1 protein-coding gene is annotated in these 2,579 nt (G+C 69.4%); it reads right to left on the bottom strand.

The features are described 5' to 3' along the window. On the bottom strand, nucleotides 1–2,579 hold a 2,579-nt coding region (locus FOF48_RS36090), incomplete at both ends, for a condensation domain-containing protein (protein ID WP_143909542.1).

Here is a 2,579-nt window from a genome sequence, read left to right as displayed (position 1 = left end):
AGGGAGTCGACTCCATTCGTGACGGCGACCGCATCCGGTGTCCGCGCGACCTGGGCCTCCACCCACGCATGGATGAGCCCGGGCTCGAAGGACAGGTCCTGCGCGGCGTTCCACGCCACGATGACCTGCCTCCGTTCTTCTTCGGAGAGGAGCGGCAGGGCCGCCAGGGGGCTCTCCGGATCGCGGACCGCGCCTTCGAGCAGCCGCATGTAGTGCGCGGCCATCCGGTCGAGGGTCGCCTCCTCGAAGAGCGCGGTGTTGTACTCCCAGAACGCCGTCAGCCCCTGCTCTGACTCGCGCACGAAGAGCATGAGGTCGAAGCGGGAGACGCCTGTCTGGAACGGAACCTCCTCCGCCTGGAGGCCGGGCAACGACAGCGGCACGGCGGCCTGCTGGAGGACGAAGAGGGTCTGGATCAGGGGCGCACGGCTCAGGTCGCGCGGAGGCTTGAGCGCGTCCACGAGCTGTTCAAATGGGAGATCCTGATGGGCGAAGGCTCCCAGGCAGCTCTCACGCACCCGGCGCAGGAGCTGGCGGAAGGAGCGCGAGCTCGAAGCCTCCGTGCGCAGGACGAGCGTGTTGACGAAGAAGCCGATGAGGCCTTCCACCTCCCTGCGGTTGCGGCCGGAGATGGGCGAGCCGACGACGATGTCCTCCTGGCCGCTGTAGCGAGACAGCAGGGCCTGGAAGCCCGCCAGGAGCGTCATGAACAGCGTGGTGCCCTCCCGTTGCCCCAGTGCGATGAGCGCGCTGGAGAGCGCTGATGAGAGAGGTCTCTGGAGGTACGCGCCGTGGAACGTCTGCACGGGCGGACGCGGCTTGTCGGTGGGGAGGTCCAGGACAGGGGGAACCCCCGCGAGCTGTTCACGCCACCACGACACCTGCTCTTCCAACACGTCGCCCTGCAACGCGTCGCGCTGCCACAAGGCGTGGTCCGCGTATTGGAGGGGCATGGGCGGGAGCGAGGCTTCCGTGCCCTGGCGCCGCGCGAGATAGAGCGCGTCCAGTTCGCGCTGGAGCACGGCGATGGACCACCCATCGAAGACGCTGTGATGGAAGTTGAGGACCAGGACGTGGTCGTCTTCGGCCAGCCGCGACAGCGTGGCCCGGACCAGGGGACCTCGCCGAAGGTCGAAAGGCAGATGCGCTTCGGCTTCCACCCAGCGCTGGAGTGCCGCTGCATCCGCTGGACCCACGTCCTCCCGCCGCACGGTGAAGTCCCATGCGGGACTGATGCGCTGCACCGGCTGCCCGTCGACTTCATCGAACGTGGTGCGCAGGACTTCATGACGCCGGATGAGGGCTCCGAGCGCCTGCTCCAGGGCTCGCGCATCCAGTGCTCCCCGAAGCCGTGTGGCCAGGGGGACGTTGTAGGCGTGGGCGCTGGTGTCGAGCTGAGAGATGAACCACAGCCGCTGCTGGGAGAACGACTGCGGAATCCGCTCTCCGCGAGGCTGCGGCACGAGCGCCGGGATGGGGCGCCGTCGCGTGCCATGCAGCAGGTCCTCCAGCCGTGCGGCGAGTTCCGCGACGGTGGGCGCCTCGAAGAGGACTCGCAGCGAGAGCTCCACCTGGAAGGCTTCCCGCAGGCGGGAGACGACCTGCGTGGCGAGCAGCGAGTGTCCGCCCAGCTCGAAGAAGTGGTCCTGCGTGCCCACGCGCGGAAGCCCGAGCAGCGACGCCCAGATGTCGGCGATCACCTTCTCCACCGCCGTCAGCGGAGCCCTGAACTCCGCTCCCGCCGCCGCGTCCTCCGTCGGTATGGGCAGCCCGTTGCGGTTCACCTTGCCGCTGGGAGTGAGGGGGAGGAGGTCCATGCGCACGAGCGCGGAGGGCAGCATGTACTCGGGCAGACGACGGGCGAGGGCGTGGCGAAGCGCCTCGGGTGAGAAGGAGGCTTCGGGGTGGACGACGTAGGCGACGAGCCGCCTGGAGCCCGGGGTGTCCTCGCGGACAAGGGCGACCACGTCACGGACGCCAGGGAGGGCGCGGAGGGCGGCCTCCACTTCGCCCAGCTCGACGCGGAAGCCGCGCAGCTTCACCTGGCCGTCGAGGCGGCCCAGGAACTCCAGTTGCCCATCCGCGAGCCAGCGCGCCTTGTCGCCCGTGCGGTAGAGGCGAGCCCCCGGCGTGGAGCTGAAGGGGGAGGGGACGAAGCGTTCGGCGGTCAGGTCCGGGCGAGCGTGGTAGCCGTGCGCGAGTCCTTCACCGCCGATGAATAGCTCCCCTGGGACTCCGATGGGACATGGCTCCCGACGCGGATCCAACACGTACACCTGGGTCGAAGGCAGCGGCGTTCCGACGGGAGGCAGCGGAGGCCAGGGAGAGGGAGTCCCGGATGCGCGCCATGCGCTGGCGGCGTGGGTCTCCGAGGGGCCGTACTGGTTCTCGAGGACGCAGTCGGGGAGCCGCTCGAAGAAGGAGACGAGCGCGGGAGTCACCTGAAGCTGCTCACCCGCGGTGATGACCTCGTTGAGAGGGGGGAGTTCCGTGGCGGTGCGCGCCGCGTCGGCCAGGGATTGGAGCGCGACGAAGGGGAGGAAGAGCCGTTCGACGCGGTGCTGGGTGAGGAAGCGCAG

This window comes from Corallococcus sp. Z5C101001, assembly GCF_007352635.1.
GTDB lineage: Bacteria > Myxococcota > Myxococcia > Myxococcales > Myxococcaceae > Corallococcus > Corallococcus silvisoli.
Note: the sequence above shows the minus strand (reverse complement) of the source record. Positions and strands in the feature narration are given on the sequence as shown.